Source organism: Pseudomonas sp. NPDC090203, from assembly GCF_044746765.1.
Lineage (GTDB): Bacteria > Pseudomonadota > Gammaproteobacteria > Pseudomonadales > Pseudomonadaceae > Aquipseudomonas > Aquipseudomonas putida_AD.
This window is the reverse complement of sequence record NZ_JBIVCV010000022.1, coordinates 54698-69519: the sequence shown is the minus strand read 5'-3', so window position 1 is coordinate 69519 and position 14822 is coordinate 54698. Positions and strand designations below refer to the sequence as shown.

General features: G+C 60.9%; 15 protein-coding genes. 12 read left to right on the top strand and 3 right to left on the bottom strand.

Going from position 1 to position 14822, the window contains the following annotated elements; genetic code table 11:
• Positions 1-249: 249 nt before the first annotated feature.
• Entirely contained in the window at positions 250-1071 is an 822-nt protein-coding gene (locus tag ACIPO9_RS27100) for an HDOD domain-containing protein (RefSeq protein ID WP_274135537.1), read from the bottom strand.
• 103 nt (positions 1072-1174) lie between these two features.
• Positions 1175-2116 carry a YgfZ/GcvT domain-containing protein gene (locus ACIPO9_RS27095; protein ID WP_400784416.1) on the bottom strand — a complete coding sequence of 314 codons (942 nt, stop codon included), beginning with the start codon at positions 2114-2116 and terminating at the stop codon, positions 1175-1177.
• A 134-nt stretch (positions 2117-2250) separates the two neighbouring features.
• On the opposite strand from ACIPO9_RS27095, the gene ACIPO9_RS27090 reads away from it, so the two are divergent.
• Complete coding sequence (locus ACIPO9_RS27090; RefSeq protein ID WP_274135535.1) at positions 2251-2505, top strand: succinate dehydrogenase assembly factor 2; 255 nt, start codon at positions 2251-2253, stop codon at positions 2503-2505.
• Positions 2489-2956: a protein YgfX gene (locus ACIPO9_RS27085; protein WP_400784414.1), complete on the top strand. Its 468-nt coding sequence runs from the start codon at positions 2489-2491 to the stop codon at positions 2954-2956. Before ACIPO9_RS27090 ends, ACIPO9_RS27085 begins: the two co-directional genes overlap by 17 nt.
• Here the strand turns inward: ACIPO9_RS27085 and nadB are convergent.
• Positions 2925-4541: an L-aspartate oxidase gene (nadB, locus tag ACIPO9_RS27080; RefSeq protein WP_400784413.1), complete on the bottom strand. Its 1617-nt coding sequence runs from the start codon at positions 4539-4541 to the stop codon at positions 2925-2927. The genes ACIPO9_RS27085 and nadB overlap by 32 nt on opposite strands.
• Positions 4542-5122: 581 nt before the next feature.
• Here nadB and rpoE point away from each other — a divergent pair.
• The 10 genes from rpoE to recO all read left to right on the top strand — a co-directional run bounded on the left by rpoE (position 5123) and on the right by recO (position 14816).
• Positions 5123-5704 (top strand): RNA polymerase sigma factor RpoE, encoded by a 582-nt coding sequence (gene rpoE, locus ACIPO9_RS27075; RefSeq protein WP_037014368.1) that lies wholly within the window; start codon positions 5123-5125, stop codon positions 5702-5704.
• Positions 5705-5737: 33 nt separating this feature from the next.
• Entirely contained in the window at positions 5738-6331 is a 594-nt protein-coding gene (locus ACIPO9_RS27070; protein ID WP_274135527.1) for an anti sigma-E factor RseA C-terminal domain-containing protein, read from the top strand.
• An 8-nt stretch (positions 6332-6339) separates the two neighbouring features.
• Positions 6340-7308, top strand: coding sequence for a MucB/RseB C-terminal domain-containing protein (locus tag ACIPO9_RS27065; RefSeq protein WP_400784411.1), 969 nt, complete (start codon positions 6340-6342; stop codon positions 7306-7308).
• A gap of 347 nt (positions 7309-7655) precedes the next feature.
• Positions 7656-9056, top strand: coding sequence for a DegQ family serine endoprotease (locus ACIPO9_RS27060; RefSeq protein ID WP_400605181.1), 1401 nt, complete (start codon positions 7656-7658; stop codon positions 9054-9056).
• 166 nt (positions 9057-9222) lie between these two features.
• Positions 9223-11019 (top strand): translation elongation factor 4, encoded by a 1797-nt coding sequence (gene lepA, locus ACIPO9_RS27055; RefSeq protein WP_274135525.1) that lies wholly within the window; start codon positions 9223-9225, stop codon positions 11017-11019.
• A 9-nt stretch (positions 11020-11028) separates the two neighbouring features.
• A complete protein-coding gene (gene lepB / locus ACIPO9_RS27050; protein ID WP_274135523.1) occupies positions 11029-11883 on the top strand; it encodes a signal peptidase I in 855 nt (284 codons plus the stop codon).
• Between the two features lie 104 nt (positions 11884-11987).
• Positions 11988-12365: a DUF4845 domain-containing protein gene (locus ACIPO9_RS27045; protein ID WP_274135521.1), complete on the top strand. Its 378-nt coding sequence runs from the start codon at positions 11988-11990 to the stop codon at positions 12363-12365.
• Positions 12362-13051, top strand: a complete 690-nt coding sequence (rnc, locus tag ACIPO9_RS27040) for a ribonuclease III (RefSeq protein ID WP_274135519.1) — start codon at positions 12362-12364, stop codon at positions 13049-13051. Before ACIPO9_RS27045 ends, rnc begins: the two co-directional genes overlap by 4 nt.
• Positions 13044-13946: a GTPase Era gene (gene era / locus ACIPO9_RS27035; protein WP_274135518.1), complete on the top strand. Its 903-nt coding sequence runs from the start codon at positions 13044-13046 to the stop codon at positions 13944-13946. Before rnc ends, era begins: the two co-directional genes overlap by 8 nt.
• Positions 13947-14126: 180 nt before the next feature.
• The gene (recO, locus tag ACIPO9_RS27030; protein WP_274135517.1) at positions 14127-14816 is read left to right on the top strand and encodes a DNA repair protein RecO; all 690 of its coding nucleotides are present in this window, start codon (positions 14127-14129) and stop codon (positions 14814-14816) included.
• The last annotated feature ends 6 nt before the right edge of the window (positions 14817-14822 follow it).

The following is a 14822-nucleotide window of genomic DNA, read 5'->3' as shown; positions in this document are numbered from 1 at the left end:
GGGGACGATTTCTCCCACGGTCTGTACTGCGGCTAACAGTCAGAAGCTGGCTTTAGTCCCACCCACCCCTTCGAGTCCTACCATACAAGCGGGCTTGCCCGCGAAAGCGTCCGGCCAGAAGCTTCGATGGTGCCTGATCCGCCGCCTTCGCGGGCGAGCCCGCTCCACAGGTCGAGGTCAGACGAATGTCGCAGCATCTCAACAAATCCCGTAGCAGCCGGGCTTGCCCGCGGGAGCGGTCTGTCAGGCTCAGTAGAGCAGCGTCATCGCCTCGTTCATTTCGTTGATCAGCGCCCCGTCGGCCATGTTCAGGCCCAACTGGTTGACCGCCGGCATCGCCATCACATCCAGATTCGGATACGGCCTGCCCGTGGCTTCGTGCACATGCACGGACGCCACCTGCACCAGATCCACATAATCAGCCTGGGTGGAAACACGGGTGAAGTTCTGAAACTGCCGGGGAACGATCGCCAGCGCTTCGGGAAAGTCCCACGAGCGCAACAAACGCTCACCAATGATCGGGTGAATGCGCTCGATGACATGGTTCAAGCTCACCGGATCGGCCAGCAATTCGAAGTTGTCTTCGGCGTAGGTCAGGATGGGCAGCACACCAATCAGATGCACCAGGCCCGCCAGCGTCGCCTTGTCGGCCTTGAGCATTCCACGGCGCTGGCTCAGCGCGCTGCTGACCCCGGCCACCTGCAGGCTGAGCTTCCAGATGTCGCGCATCTTGGTTTCGATGACCTCGGACTTGGCGTGAAACATCTGCTCCACCACCAGCCCGATCGCCAGATTGCAGCTATAGTTCACGCCCAGACGACGCACCGCGGTCAGCACGTCGCTGACCTCGAAGTTAGGCCGCAGCAATGGGCTGTTGACCACCTTGATCAGGCGGGCGGACAGCGCAGTGTCGCTGCCGATCACCTTGGAGAGGTCGGCGATGGTGATTTCCGAGTCTTCGGCCGCCAGACGGATTTTCATTGCCACTTCAGGAAGCGTAGGCAGAAACAAGGCGTCCTTGTCGATCGCCTTGATCAGGTCCCTCTGCACCTTGTCAGCCATGCTACTCATACGAAATCTCTGGATATTGCATTACGACCAGCGCCGCGTGCCGTGCGATGGCAGGGGCGCAGACCACTGCGCTGACGTCTGACACGGTTGTTATCGCTGCGGTTCAACGCTGGGTTTCAAGCTTGGCATCCAGAGTGTAGGGCAGCTCTGCCAGTTGCAGCGACTGGCCTTCAGGTGCGCCCAGATGAATCTGACCGTTCTCCACGGCGTCTGCCTGCAACACCGCCAGCAGTTCTACAGCGTTGCCGCTGCGCGCTGCAATCACCACGTTGCCGGCAGAACTTGTGTGAACGGGAGAGAACAGCTCGGTGCCAGGTTCAGGAAGGTCGGTGCCCTCCAGCGTCAGGCGATACAGGCGACGCTTGAGCTTGCCCAGGTACTGCATGCGCGCAACGATTTCCTGACCGGTGTAGCAGCCTTTCTTGAAGCTGACGCCGCCAACGGCCTGCAGGTTGATCATCTGCGGGATGAATTCTTCACGGGTCTGGCCGAACACCTGACCGATACCGGCGCGGATCTGACCCAGCAGCCAGTCGTTCAGTGAGCCTTCGGGCAAGTGGGCGGCCAAACGATTGCGCACATCGGCTGCTGCCTCGGCACGAACCCAGAGTTCTGCGCGGGCAAGGGAGACGCGAATGGCGACCAGATCATTGGCGCGGGCGACCGAATCGGTCTCATCCGCCAGCTCGAGGCCCAGGCTGGCCAGTGCGGCCTGACCGTCGTTCACGCCGAATCGCACCCAGGCCTGACTTTCGTCGGTCAGCTTGGACTTGGAGAAGACAGCGTATTTTTTCAGGTCCGCCAGTTGGGCTTCGATCAGCTCGCTGGCCATGGCCATTACCACGCCATCACCTTCCAGCAGAATGCGGAAACTGGATTGCATGCGGCCTTTTTGCGTGCAGCGGGCACCGAGCGTGGCCTTGGCATCGCTCAGGTAATCCATGTTGCAGGTCAGTTGGCCTTGAAGAAACTTGCTGGCGTCCACGCCGCGAACGGCAAGCACACCTTCGTGGGACAGCGGGCAGAAGAAAGCTGAATCGGCCATGGGTCATCGCAGGGAAGAAGTCTGGGGCACCATCATAGTGCCGTGCTTCGTTTATGCAATCCATTGCGACTAATCGCGGGTACGCCAACCGGATGCGCCCCTGTATACTCGCCGCCAAATTCGAGGAGCGCCCCATGGTCGAAGATGTTGAACTCAACCGTCTCTTTTGGCACAGCCGCCGCGGCATGCTCGAGCTGGATGTCCTGCTGGTGCCGTTTGTCAGAGAAGTCTATCCATCGCTCAATGACGTGGACCGTGCACTCTATGTGCGCCTGCTGACCTGCGAAGACCAGGACATGTTCGTCTGGTTCATGCAGCGCGGCGAGTCGCAGGATCCGGAGTTGCAGCGCATGGTTCGCATGATTCTGGACCGTGTCCAGCCGAAATGACCGGTTCGAATGCCGCTGGCGGGGTTCCAGAATCCTGCTGACGGCATATCTGGGCTGCCTGTCGCTGGCCCTTGTGTCGACTTTCCTTCTAGCCGTCCCGGCGTGGGCCAAGGCCCTCGGCGTAGCGCTGTGCCTGTTGCACGGGGCTCGCTACCTGCGCCGGTCGATCCTGCTCGACGCCCCAGACGCGCTGACTGCCCTGCGTCGGGACAGCGGCGGCTGGCAGTTGTGGAGCCAGCGTCATGGCTGGCAACCGGTGCAACTGCGCCCGGACAGCGTAGCGCTGCCGTTCCTTGTCTTGCTCAGGTATCGCCCTGCGACGGGTCACTGGCTGGAGCGACGCTGGGTGCGCAGTGTGTGCATTGCGGCTGACGGGATGGCACCGGACGATCACCGGCGCCTGCGTCTGCGGCTCAAGTTCAGCCGTCAAAGGTGGGCGGCGCCAGAATAGTGTCCACCGCTTCCGGCAGCATCTCTGGATAGTCCAGCGTGTAGTGCAGCCCACGGCTTTCCTTGCGGGCCATGGCCGAAGCGATCATCAGCTCTGCCACCTGGGCCAGGTTACGCAACTCGATCAAATCGCGGCTGACCTTGTAGTTGCTGTAGAACTCGTCGATCTCGTCCAGCAGCAGGCGCACCCGGTGCTGGGCGCGTTGCAGCCGCTTGTTGGTGCGTACGATGCCCACGTAGTCCCACATGAAGCGCCTTAGTTCGTCCCAGTTGTGGGCGATGATGACGTCTTCGTCCGAGTCGGTCACCTGGCTGGCGTCCCACTGGGGCAGCCCCTGCGGCTGGGGGACCTGCGGCAGTTGCGCAAGGATGTCGGCGGCGGCCGAGCGAGCGTAGACGAAGCACTCCAGCAACGAGTTGCTGGCCATGCGGTTGGCGCCGTGCAGCCCGGTGAAGCTGGTTTCGCCGATGGCATAGAGCCCGGGCACGTCGGTGCGGCCGTGCTGGTCAACTACCACGCCACCGCAGGTGTAGTGCGCAGCAGGCACCACGGGAATCGGCTGGCGGGTGATGTCGATGCCGAATTCCAGGCAGCGCTCATAAACAGTGGGGAAGTGGGTTTTGACGAATTCTTCTGGCTTGTGGCTGATGTCCAGGTAAACGCAGTCCACCCCCAGGCGCTTCATTTCATGGTCGATGGCCCGGGCGACGATGTCTCGCGGGGCCAGCTCGGCGCGGGAATCGAAACGCTGCATGAAGCGTTCGCCGTTGGGCAGCTTTAGATAAGCGCCTTCACCACGCAGGGCCTCGGTCACCAGGAAGCTCTTGGCCTGCGGGTGATACAGGCAGGTGGGGTGAAACTGGTTGAATTCCAGATTGCCGACCCGGCAGCCCGCCCGCCAGGCCATGGCGATGCCGTCGCCGCAGGCGCCGTCGGGGTTGCTGGTATAGAGGTAGACTTTCGCTGCGCCACCGGACGCCAGAATCGTGAAGCGGGCGCTGTGGGTATCGACCTCGCCGGTGCTGCGGTCCAGCACGTAGGCGCCCAGGCAGCGCTGGCCGTCCAGGCCCAGGCGGCGTTCGGTAAGCAGGTCGACCGCAACGCGCTGCTCCAGCAGCTCGATGTTCGGGCGCGACTTGGCCTGGGCCAGCAGCGTGCGGAAGATCGCCGCCCCGGTGGCGTCGGCGGCGTGAATGATACGCCGATGGCTGTGCCCGCCTTCGCGGGTCAGGTGGAATTCGAAACCGCCGTCCACCACTGCCGAGGTGTCGTCGCGGGTGAACGGCACGCCCATGTCGATCAGCCACTGAATCGCTTCGCGGCTGTGCTCCACCGTGAATCGCACGGCGTCTTCATTGCACAGGCCGCCGCCGGCATTGAGCGTGTCTTCAACATGGGATTGCACGGTGTCGGCGTTGTCCAGCACCGCCGCCACGCCGCCCTGGGCCCAGAAGGTCGAGCCATTGGCCAGATCGCCCTTGCTCAGCACCGCGATGCGCAGGTGGGAGGGGAGGGTCAGCGCCAGGCTCAGGCCGGCAGCACCGCTGCCGATCACCAGTACGTCATGTTGAAAGTGTCGACTCATTGTTCTCTCGGCTTCTATATGGCCTGTGGCTGCGTACGAAATGTCCCGACGCTCGGTGATTGTGCAGTGAAAACCCCATCACCTTCGCATCAAAACATTTCCAACGGAGCCTAGTATGTAAGGTGTAGTGGCGGCACAATGGCCAGGATTTTATGGCAATTGTGAATCGCAGCGGGGGCGGATTGTGCGCTACTGCGCGGTATTGTGCATACCGTCCGGCGGGCTATTTCGATCAGGCACTCATGATCGGATTGGATCCGTCTGACACGGCGGTGTGCGTCTCACGCTCTAGAACAAATAGTGGGAACTTTTCATAAAGCCCTACGTTCAATAGAGGGTTGCCGATAAAGGGACAGCGTCGGCGTTCTGCAAGGGTGGCTTGATCACCTGCGCAAGCGCTTTCGACGACAAGATTATTCACGCAGCCGACCTGGTTCGAGCTGCGTTTTTCGTGCGGGCTACCGACGCTCGCCGGAAACTTGCTTGAAGGGGGGAGAACTTTTGCGTAAAGCCCGAGTCTATGTTTGCAAGCCTGTGAGCCAGCCTCTGCAACACTCCTTTGAGCTCTATGAGGAGTGTTCATGCTAACCCAGGAAGAGGATCAGCAACTGGTCGAACGCGTACAGCGCGGCGACAAGCGAGCCTTTGATCTGCTAGTGGTGAAATATCAGCACAAGATTCTTGGGTTGATCGTGAGATTCGTCCACGACACCCACGAAGCCCAGGATGTTGCGCAAGAGGCCTTTATCAAGGCCTACCGCGCGCTTGGAAACTTTCGCGGCGACAGTGCGTTCTATACGTGGCTGTACCGTATCGCCATCAACACGGCGAAAAACTATCTGGTGTCGCGAGGTCGGCGGCCGCCGGACAGCGATGTGAGATCTGAAGACGCGGAGTTCTACGACGGCGATCACGGCCTCAAGGACATCGAGTCGCCGGAACGGGCATTGTTGAGGGATGAGATCGAGGGCACCGTCCATCGGACCATCCAGCTACTGCCAGAAGATTTACGTACTGCTCTAACTTTGCGTGAGTTTGACGGTCTGAGTTACGAGGACATTGCGAGCGTTATGCAATGCCCGGTTGGTACCGTGCGCTCTCGCATCTTCCGCGCTCGGGAAGCCATTGATAAAGCCCTGCAACCTTTGTTGCAGGAAACCTGAGACAGCGGCGATAGCCATATGAGAGGAACCGCCATGAGTCGTGAAGCCCTGCAGGAATCGCTGTCCGCGGTAATGGATAACGAAGCGGACGAATTGGAATTACGTCGAGTGCTCAATGCAATCGACGATGCGGATACACGTGCCACATGGTCGCGTTATCAGATTGCTCGTGCAGCGATGCACAAAGAACTGCTGATGCCTCATCTGGATATCTCGGCCGCTGTATCCGCCGCCATCGCCGACGAAGTCAGCCCGCTCAAGGCCGGTCGTGGCCCTTGGCGTACGCTGGGTCGCCTGGCTGTAGCTGCGTCGGTCACCGTCGCCGTTCTGGCCGGGGTGCGCCTGTACAACCAGGATGAAATCGCCGGTGCCCAACTTGCACAGCAATCGGCACAGCCTGCCAACATCGCCATGCCTCAGGTAAAAGGCCCGGCAGTCCTGGCTGGCTACACCGAGAGCAACGACCAGACCCCAGGCCCGATGGCCAGTGGCGTATTGCAGAACCAAGCCGGCTGGCATGACCAGCGTCTGCCAGGCTACCTGCGTCAACACGCCCAACAAGCTGCGTTGAAAGGCACTGAAAGCGCTCTGCCATACGCACGTGCTGCCAGTCTGGAAAACCGTTAAGGAGGATCATGCGCGCCATCCGTCTATTGCCGCTTCTGCTTGGTGGATGGCTGGTCCTTCCAGCTCATGCCGATGACGCGCAAGACCAACTCAAGCGTCTTGCGCAGGCAGAGCAACAGCAAAGCTTCCAGGGCACGTTCGTCTACGAGCGAAATGGGAGCTTTTCAACTCACCGAATCTGGCATCGCGTTGCCGATGGCAAGGTTCGTGAACATCTCCTACAGCTCGATGGCTCCGCCCAGGAAGTGCTGCGCGTTGACGGCATGACTCAATGCGTCAGCGGTACTCTGGTTGCGGGGGTCTCGAACATTCCGGATTCGCCGGCCCATGGCTTCGACGCTGCCAGGCTGTCGTCCTGGTATGACATCAAGGTCGCCGGGGATTCCCGCGTGGCCGGTCGTCCTGCCGTGGTCGTGACGCTGACGCCCCGCGATCAGCATCGCTTCGGTATCGAACTGCATCTGGACAAGGAAACCGGGTTGCCCCTCAAGTCGCTGTTGTTGAGCGATAAAGGGCAGTTGCTCGAGCGTTTCCAGTTCACCGAGTTCAACACCGCCGCACCAACTGACCAGGCGCTTGAACCCAGTGGCGACTGCAAGCAGGTCGAAGTGGCCAAGGCCAAGCCCGAGGCGCAAAAGCCTGCGGTGGCCTGGCATTCCGACTGGCTGCCGCCCGGCTTTGAGCTCAGCGGCGCTGCAGCACGCAAGGACCCCGACTCCAAGGCGCTGGTCACCAGCCTCATGTATGACGATGGCCTGGCGCGCTTCTCCGTGTTCATCGAGCCTGTGAGCGGGGCCGCCGTGACGGACATTCGCACCCAGCTCGGCCCGACCGTCGCCGTGTCCCGGCGCCTGACAACGCCCAAGGGCGATGCCATGGTGACTGTGGTCGGCGAGATCCCGATCGGCACGGCTGAACGCATCGCGCTGTCCATGCGCAATGGCGATGCCGCGCCGCCGGCCGCTGCCAAAAAGTAATCTGCCTGAACCGGTACGCTCACTATGAAAAAGGTTTCATATTGGGCGTTCCGGGCCTCTAGCCTAGCAATCGCGGGCTCTGCACGAGATGCTGAAATGTTTGGTCAGCTTTGCAGGTTGCAATCACACTCTTTTTTTTCTATAGGTCACAGCTTCGCAGCTCTGGCCTTTGTCGTTTCAGCTTTCAGAAAGCTGACCTGGAGTAAAACACTGGTTAAGAGCCCAACACTGAGCAAGACTGCACTGTGTGAATGCTCCTCGAACCTGTCGGTTCGTACCGCTTATCCATGCTCGTTGTGAACGGGAGCCGTATGTCGATACCACGCTTGAAAACCTACCTGTCCTGGATGGCCGCCGTGCTCATGCTCGGGCAGGTCCTCACTGCCCAGGCAGAAGCCCTGCCTGACTTCACCACCCTCGTGGAGCAGGCGTCGCCTGCCGTCGTGAACATCAGTACGCGGCAGAAAATGCCGGAACGTTCGGTGGCCCAGGGCCAGGTGCCCGATCTGGAAGGCCTGCCGCCGATGCTGCGTGAGTTTCTCGAGCGCAGCATGCCGCCAGGATCGCGTCCGCCAGGGTCCGGAAAGGGCGATCGCCAGCGTGAAGCGCAGTCCCTGGGCTCGGGTTTCATCATCTCGGCCGACGGTTTCATCCTGACCAACAACCACGTGATCGACGGCGCCGACGAGATCCTCGTTCGCCTGTCCGACCGCAGCGAAATGAAAGCCAAGCTGATCGGCACCGACCCGCGCACCGACGTTGCGGTCCTGAAGATCGACGGCAAGGACCTGCCCACCGTCAAGCTGGGCAACTCCGACAAGCTCAAGGTGGGTGAGTGGGTGCTGGCCATCGGCTCGCCGTTCGGCTTCGATCACTCGGTGACCAAAGGTATCGTCAGCGCCAAGGGCCGCAGCCTGCCGAACGACACCTATGTGCCGTTCATCCAGACTGACGTCGCGATCAACCCGGGCAACTCCGGTGGTCCGCTGTTCAACATGGCGGGCGAAGTGGTGGGTATCAACTCGCAGATCTTCACCCGTTCCGGCGGCTTCATGGGTCTGTCGTTCGCTATCCCGATCGATGTGGCGATGGACGTGGCCAACCAGCTCAAGGCCAACGGCAAGGTCAACCGCGGCTGGCTGGGTGTCGTGATCCAGGAAGTGAACAAAGACCTGGCCGAGTCGTTCGGTCTCGATAAACCGGCCGGTGCGCTCGTCGCCCAGGTTCTGGAAGACGGTCCGGCGGCCAAGGGTGGCCTGCAGGTCGGCGACGTGATTCTCAGCGCCAACGGCACGCCAATCGTCATGTCGGCAGACCTGCCGCACCTGATCGGCAACCTGAAGGACGGCAGCAAGGCCGAACTGGACGTGATCCGCGACGGCAAGCGCCAGAAAGTGACGGTCACCGTCGGCGCATTGCCTGCCGAAGGCGAGGAAATGGGCGCCGCCGATGCGGGTGTCGAGCGCAGCAGCAACCGTCTGGGTGTTTCGGTCACCGACCTGACCGCCGAGCAGATGAAGTCGCTGGACCTCAAGGGCGGCGTGGTCATCAAGGACGTGCAGGACGGTCCTGCCTCGATGATCGGCCTGCAGACGGGCGATGTGATCACTCACCTGAACAACCAGGCGATCACCACCGCCAAGCAGTTCACTGAAGTGGCCAAGGGCCTGCCGAAGAACCGTTCGGTGTCGATGCGAGTGCTGCGCCAGGGGCGCGCCACCTTCATCACCTTCAAACTGGCCGAATAATCAGCCATGACGGAAAAGGAGCGGCAGGATCGCTCCTTTTTTGTGCCAGAAGGGCGCCCGGATTTGCCGCTGCACGTGCGCAGTGACGCCCGAGCGTTCCTTCAGGTACAATTCCCGGCTATTTTCGGCGGGCAGTCTGCCTGCAATATTTTTCGAGTGTTGATCCGTGAGTGATTTGAGTCATATCCGCAATTTCTCCATCATCGCCCACATTGACCATGGCAAGTCGACGCTGGCTGACCGTTTCATCCAGATGTGCGGCGGCCTGTCCGAGCGCGAAATGGAAGCTCAGGTGCTTGATTCCATGGACCTGGAGCGTGAGCGCGGGATCACGATCAAGGCCCACAGCGTTACCCTCTATTACAAGGCGCGGGACGGCAAGACCTACCAGCTGAACTTCATCGACACCCCGGGTCACGTGGACTTCACCTATGAAGTCAGCCGCTCGCTGGCCGCCTGCGAGGGCGCGCTGCTGGTGGTCGATGCCGGTCAGGGCGTGGAAGCGCAGTCCGTCGCCAACTGCTACACCGCCATCGAACAGGGCCTGGAAGTCATGCCGGTCCTGAACAAGATGGACTTGCCCCAGGCCGACCCGGATCGCGTCAAGGACGAGATCGAGAAGGTCATCGGCATCGATGCCACCGACGCCGTGGCGTGCAGCGCCAAGAGCGGCATGGGCGTTGACGAAGTGCTGGAGCGTCTGGTCCAGACCATTCCGGCGCCGACCGGCGACATCGAAGCGCCGTTGCAAGCGCTGATCATCGACTCCTGGTTCGACAACTACCTGGGCGTCGTCTCCCTGGTGCGCGTGCGTCACGGCCGCGTCAAGAAGGGCGACAAGATCCTGGTCAAGTCCACCGGCAAGATTCACCTGGTGGACAGCGTCGGTGTGTTCAACCCCAAGCACACGGCAACAGTGGACCTGAAAGCGGGCGAAGTAGGCTTCATCATCGCCGGCATCAAGGACATCCACGGTGCGCCGGTGGGTGACACCCTGACCCTGAGTTCCACCCCGGACGTCGAAGTGCTGCCAGGCTTCAAGCGCATCCAGCCTCAGGTCTACGCCGGCCTGTTCCCGGTCAGCTCCGACGATTTCGAAGACTTCCGCGATGCGCTGTCGAAGCTGACGCTCAACGACTCGTCGCTGCAATACCTGCCGGAAAGCTCCGACGCACTGGGCTTCGGCTTCCGTTGCGGCTTCTTGGGCATGCTGCACATGGAAATCATCCAGGAGCGCCTCGAGCGCGAGTACGACCTGGACCTGATCACCACGGCGCCAACCGTAATCTTCGAGCTGTTGCTCAAGACCGGTGAAACCATTTACGTCGACAACCCGTCGAAGCTGCCGGATCTCTCCAGCATCGAAGACATGCGCGAGCCGATCGTGCGGGCGAACATCCTTGTGCCTCAAGAGCACCTGGGCAACGTCATTACGCTGTGCATCGAGAAGCGCGGTATCCAGCACGACATGCTGTTCCTCGGCACCCAGGTCCAGGTGACCTACGACTTGCCGATGAACGAAGTGGTCCTGGACTTCTTCGACCGTCTGAAGTCGACCAGTCGCGGTTATGCGTCGCTGGACTATCATTTCGATCGTTATCAGTCGGCGAACCTGGTCAAGCTCGATGTCCTGATCAACGGCGACAAGGTCGATGCGCTGGCGCTGATCGTGCACCGCGACAACGCTGCCTACAAAGGCCGTGCGTTGACCGAGAAGATGAAAGAACTGATTCCTCGTCAGATGTTCGACGTGGCAATCCAGGCAGCCATTGGCGGCCAGGTTATCGCGCGTACAACCGTCAAGGCACTCAGAAAGAACGTACTGGCTAAGTGCTACGGTGGCGACGTGAGCCGTAAGCGCAAGCTGCTTGAAAAGCAGAAGGCCGGTAAGAAACGCATGAAGCAGGTCGGCAACGTGGAAATTCCACAGGAAGCCTTCCTTGCAGTGCTCAGGTTGGAATAATCAGGCCCTATGTCACTAAATTTCCCGCTGTTGTTGGTCATTGCCGTTTTTGTCTGCGGTTTGCTGGCGCTGATCGATCTGATCGTGTTGGCGCCGCGTCGGCGTTCGGCCATTGCGAATTATCAGGGCAGCGTGAGCCAGCCGGATGTCGCCGTCGTCGAGCAACTGAACAAGGAACCGCTGCTGGTCGAATACGGCAAGTCGTTCTTCCCGGTCCTGTTCATCGTGCTGGTGTTGCGTTCGTTCCTGGTCGAGCCGTTCCAGATTCCTTCGGGATCGATGAAGCCGACGCTGGATGTGGGCGATTTCATCCTGGTCAACAAGTTCTCCTACGGTATCCGTCTGCCGGTGATCGACATGAAAGTCATCCCGGTAGGTGATCCGCAGCGCGGGGATGTGATGGTGTTCCGCTACCCAAGCGATCCGAACGTCAACTACATCAAGCGCGTTGTCGGCCTGCCGGGCGATAGCGTGCGCTATACCAACGACAAGCAACTGTTCGTCAACGGCCAGTTGGTCGCCAAGCAGCTGATCGGTTCGGAGCCCGGGACCCTGGGCAGCGCCGAGCTGTACAACGAGAAGCTGGGCGAGGTCGAGCACCAGATTCGTCAGGAGATGAGCCGCTACCGCGCGCCGCCTGACCACGAGTGGAAAGTCCCGGCCGGCCATTACTTCATGATGGGCGACAACCGCGACAACTCCAATGACAGCCGCTACTGGGATGACCCCAACATTCCCAAGGAAGAGCTGGGCATGGTTCCCGACAAGAACATCGTCGGCAAGGCCTTTGCCGTGTGGATGAGCTGGCCGGAGCCGAAGCTGAGCCACCTGCCCAACTTCTCGCGAGTCGGGTTGATCAAGTAACCGCTGCGGCGCTGTGTGACACAGCGCCGTATGTCATTTCAGCGGTCTAAGCTTGCGGGGTTGGCCCTGCATGCCGCAGGGACAGACTATTCTTGAGGGCACACATGACATCTGCCGGTTCGCAAAAAGGCTTGTCGTTCATTGGGTGGCTGGTTTTGCTGGCCGTCCTTGCATTTGCAGCAAGTACCGCAGCCAAGGTAGTGCCGCATTACCTCGATTACATGTCGATGAAGAAAATCATCGAAGCCGCCGGCACCGACAACGCCGCGGAGATCAACAGCAGCAGTGATTTCCATGACTATGTGGCCAAAGGCATGCAGGTCAATAACATTCGGGATTTGGATTTGAACAAGGCGTTAACAGTGACGACGGAGAACAACAGGTTCCTCGCCCATTTGAAATACGAACAACGAGAGCCACTGATCCAGAACATCGATCTGGTGGTCAAGTTCGACCACGAATTCAGCGTGGGTAAACCGTGAGCGTGTCATTGAGTCGCCTGGAGCGTCAGCTCGGCTATACCTTCAAAGACCAGGAACTGATGGTTCTGGCCTTGACCCACCGCAGCTTTGCCGGACGCAACAACGAGCGTCTGGAATTCCTCGGTGATGCCATCCTCAACTTCGTGGCCGGTGAAGCGCTGTTCGAGCGTTTCCCTCAGGCCCGTGAAGGCCAGTTGTCGCGCTTGCGTGCCCGCCTGGTGAAAGGCGAAACCCTGGCGCTGCTGGCCCGCGGATTCGATCTGGGTGAGTACCTGCGCCTGGGGTCCGGCGAATTGAAGAGCGGCGGTTTCCGGCGTGAGTCGATTCTGGCCGATGCCTTGGAAGCGCTGATCGGTGCGATCTACCTGGATTCGGGCATGGAAATGGCGCGCGAGCGCGTGCTGTCCTGGCTGGCCAGCGAGTTCGACAGCCTGACGCTGGTCGACACCAACAAGGACCCGAAAACCCGGCTGCAGGAATTCCTGCAGTCCCGCGCCTGTGAACTGCCGCGCTATGAAGTGGTGGACATCCAGGGCGAGCCGCATTGCCGGACCTTCTTCGTCGAATGCGAAGTTACCTTACTGAATGAAAAAAGCCGGGGACAGGGTGTCAGCCGTCGCATTGCCGAACAGGTAGCCGCGGCCGCAGCACTTATCGCCCTTGGTGTGGAGAATGGCAATGACTGATACAACTGCAACACGCTGTGGCTATGTCGCCATCGTTGGCCGGCCAAACGTGGGCAAGTCGACGCTGCTCAACCACATCCTCGGCCAGAAGCTGGCGATCACCTCGCGCAAGCCGCAGACCACCCGCCACAACATGCTGGGCATCAAGACCGAAGGCGACGTGCAAGCCATCTATGTCGACACCCCCGGCATGCACAAGGGCAGCGACAAGGCGCTCAACCGCTACATGAACAAGACCGCTTCGGCGGCGTTGAAAGACGTCGACGTGGTGATCTTCGTCGTGGACCGCACCAAGTGGACCGACGAGGACCAGATGGTTCTGGAGCGCGTGCAGTACGTGACCGGCCCCCTGATCGTCGCGCTGAACAAGACCGACCGCATCGAAGACAAGGCCGACATGATGCCGCACCTGGCCTGGTTGCAGGAGCAGTTGCCCAACGCCCAGATCATCCCGATTTCCGCGCAGCAGGGGCACAACCTGGAAGCGCTGGAGAAGGTGATCGCCGAGCAGTTGCCGGAAAACGATCACTTCTTCCCGGAAGACCAGATCACCGACCGCAGCAGCCGCTTCCTGGCCGCCGAACTGGTGCGCGAGAAGATCATGCGCCAGTTGGGTGCGGAGCTGCCGTACCAGATCACTGTCGAGATCGAAGAATTCAAGCAGCAGGGCAAGACCCTGCACATCCATGCGCTGATCCTCGTCGAACGTGACGGCCAGAAGAAGATCATCATTGGCGACAAGGGCGAGCGCATCAAGCGCATCGGCTCCGACGCCCGCCGCGACATGGAAGTGCTGTTCGATTCCAAGGTCATGCTCAACCTGTGGGTCAAGGTCAAGGGCGGCTGGTCCGACGACGAACGTGCCCTGCGTTCGCTGGGTTACGGCGACCTGTAATCCCGTCCGCCGTCCTGACGTCATTTGATGGTTGCGGGACGGCCCAATATCCGTAGCAGCACGGCTTGCCGGCGGGAGCGGTGTGTCAGTCCAGGAAAGGGTGTCTGACACACCGCCCCGCCGGCAAGCCGTGCTGCTACGGGGCTCGCCGGGCAACTGTGTTCGTTCATCGAGAAGTGCATGTCCCCAAACGCTCCCGCCAGCCAACTCGCCTACGTGCTGCACAGCCGGCCCTACCGGGAAAACAGCGCGTTGGTGGATTTCGTCACGCCTCAGGGCCGGCTGCGTGCCGTGCTGCGCAGCGCCCGTGGCAAGGCAGGCTCGCTGGCGCGGCCTTTCGTGCCGCTGGACGTCGAGTTTCGCGGGCGCGGTGAACTGAAGAACGTCGGACGCATGGAGAGCGCAGGCATCGCCGCCTGGCTTGAAGGCGATGCGCTGTTCAGCGGCCTGTACCTCAATGAGCTGCTGATTCGTCTGCTCCCCGCCGAAGATCCCCACCCCGGTGTGTTCGAACACTACGCCGCGACCCTGGCAGCCCTGGCCGAAGGGCGCGCGCTGGAACCCTTGCTGCGATCTTTCGAGTGGCGTCTGCTGGACGACCTGGGTTACGGTTTCGCCCTCGATGCGGACGTCAACGGCGATCCGCTTTCGAGCGACGGCATGTATCGCCTCCAGGTGGACGCCGGCCTTGAACGGGTGTATCTGTTGCAGCCCGGCCTGTTCCAGGGTGCCGAGTTGTTGGCCATGTCCGAGGCCGACTGGGATGCGCCGGGCGCGTTGTCGGCGGCCAAGCGCCTGATGCGCCAGGCCCTGGCGGTGCACCTGGGTGGCCGCCCGCTGGTCAGCCGTGAACTGTTTCGCAAGCCCTAACCAACA

Coding starts and splice junctions, on each gene's coding strand:
- ACIPO9_RS27100 (WP_274135537.1), bottom strand. CDS start 1,071: ATGAGTAGCATGGCTGACAAGGTGCAGAGGGACCTGATCAAGGCGATC.
- ACIPO9_RS27095 (WP_400784416.1), bottom strand. CDS start 2,116: ATGGCCGATTCAGCTTTCTTCTGCCCGCTGTCCCACGAAGGTGTGCTT.
- ACIPO9_RS27090 (WP_274135535.1), top strand. CDS start 2,251: ATGGTCGAAGATGTTGAACTCAACCGTCTCTTTTGGCACAGCCGCCGC.
- nadB (WP_400784413.1), bottom strand. CDS start 4,541: ATGAGTCGACACTTTCAACATGACGTACTGGTGATCGGCAGCGGTGCT.
- rpoE (WP_037014368.1), top strand. CDS start 5,123: ATGCTAACCCAGGAAGAGGATCAGCAACTGGTCGAACGCGTACAGCGC.
- ACIPO9_RS27070 (WP_274135527.1), top strand. CDS start 5,738: ATGAGTCGTGAAGCCCTGCAGGAATCGCTGTCCGCGGTAATGGATAAC.
- ACIPO9_RS27065 (WP_400784411.1), top strand. CDS start 6,340: ATGCGCGCCATCCGTCTATTGCCGCTTCTGCTTGGTGGATGGCTGGTC.
- ACIPO9_RS27060 (WP_400605181.1), top strand. CDS start 7,656: ATGGCCGCCGTGCTCATGCTCGGGCAGGTCCTCACTGCCCAGGCAGAA.
- lepB (WP_274135523.1), top strand. CDS start 11,029: ATGTCACTAAATTTCCCGCTGTTGTTGGTCATTGCCGTTTTTGTCTGC.
- ACIPO9_RS27045 (WP_274135521.1), top strand. CDS start 11,988: ATGACATCTGCCGGTTCGCAAAAAGGCTTGTCGTTCATTGGGTGGCTG.
- era (WP_274135518.1), top strand. CDS start 13,044: ATGACTGATACAACTGCAACACGCTGTGGCTATGTCGCCATCGTTGGC.
- recO (WP_274135517.1), top strand. CDS start 14,127: ATGTCCCCAAACGCTCCCGCCAGCCAACTCGCCTACGTGCTGCACAGC.